The sequence below is a fragment of the Brachyspira catarrhinii genome, from assembly GCF_005518285.1.
Classification (GTDB): Bacteria; Spirochaetota; Brachyspiria; order Brachyspirales; family Brachyspiraceae; genus Brachyspira; species Brachyspira catarrhinii.
Window position 1 is genome coordinate 1 of the sequence record NZ_SJDU01000505.1, and the last position, 1,381, is coordinate 1,381.

Annotated in this window: 2 protein-coding genes; both read right to left on the reverse strand. The window is 29.5% G+C overall.

The genetic code is table 11. The features are described from left to right. Nucleotides 1-26: 26 nt before the first annotated feature. A complete protein-coding gene (locus EZH24_RS11880; protein WP_137999287.1) occupies nucleotides 27-1,130 on the reverse strand; it encodes a bifunctional ornithine acetyltransferase/N-acetylglutamate synthase in 1,104 nt (367 codons plus the stop codon). Continuing rightward, nucleotides 1,127-1,381 (reverse strand): hypothetical protein (locus tag EZH24_RS11885; protein WP_137999288.1); only part of this gene is annotated, 255 nt, incomplete at its 5' end. The genes EZH24_RS11880 and EZH24_RS11885, both read right to left, overlap by 4 nt.

Genomic DNA, 1,381 nt, shown 5'->3' on the forward strand with positions numbered 1-1,381 from the left:
TTTGATTAAAATATTATTTATATCTTTCAGTCCAAAATTATCGAATGCTCTTTTCTTTCCTTATTGAAACTCTCTCTTAATCTGTTAATATCCGATTTATTATTATTTAGCTCTCCGTTTTTATATATATTTATTCCGTTTACCGAAAGCGAAAGATTTTTTATATTTATATTCGTATTTCCTACAGTAGAAAGGATTTTTTCGTAATTCGGACTTAAAGATATAAATAATATTTTAATCAAATTCGAGATTGCCACAGATTTTGCTATTTCAAAAGCGTCTTTTTGAGTTTTCGCTCTTTTGACGGACACTATAATCGTTTTTGTAATTCCCTCTCCGTCCAATACAATCATTTTAGAGAGATTTGCGCATATTTCGTCAAGTTTATTTTTTAATAATTTAAATGATTTTTTATCTTTTTCAGTTATGATTTTATTATCCGCCAAACCGTTAGCCATTATTATAGCCGTATCGTTTGTGGAAGTTTCGCCATCGATTGAAATTCTATTTAAAGTTTTATCTATCGATACTCTAAATGCTTTATTTAAGGCTTCTTTTTCAATATTTAAATCGGTAAATATAAACAATAAAACGGTAGCCATATTTGGATGAATTATAGAAGTTCCTTTTGCAATGGCGTAAAAATTTGCTATTTTGTCTCCGATATTTAATTTTGTCGAATATACTTTATCGAATTTATCTCTCGTTTGTATAGCTTTTACAATATTGTCGAAACCTTTATTTAACGAAGATTTTTTAATCGCATTTTTTATTTTTTCAATATCTAAATGAACTCCGATTATTCCCGTAGAAGCGGTTAATATATTTTCTTTTTTACACTTAAAAAATTTACTTGCAAAATCCGCGATATTCAAAACATTATCATAGCCTTTTTTCCCCGTTAAAGAATTTGCAACTCCGCTGTTTACCATAAGCAAATCTATTTTATTTTTATCGTTCTTCTTTGAAAATATTATCGGAGCCGCTTGAAATTTATTTTGAGTATATAAAGCGGACACAACGCTCGAAGGCTCGCTTTTAATAATGGCAAGGTCATAGTCGTTATTTTTTATTCCCGATTTTAACGCTGAAGAAAAAAAACCGTTAGGAATATTTTCCGAATTTATCATACATTAAAAAGCTCCTCTTCTTCTGGGTCCGCGTCATCCTCGACTTTTTTAACTTTTCTGTTCTCGTAATTTATTCTCTTTCGCACGAATAATTTGGATTTTTTTCCGTTTTGTCTTTCCTGTATTATTCCGAAAGTTCCAGAGCCTAAATAAACGATTTTATCATTTTCGTCCATATCGCTTATATTATTTTGTCTTATCTCGTTTAATATGCATTCAAAATGCGCAAGCTTATTCGTCCAGTTATGATT

Excerpts from the sequence above, each read along its gene's own strand:
- EZH24_RS11880 (WP_137999287.1), bottom strand. The coding sequence starts at position 1,130 with ATGATAAATTCGGAAAATATTCCTAACGGTTTTTTTTCTTCAGCGTTA.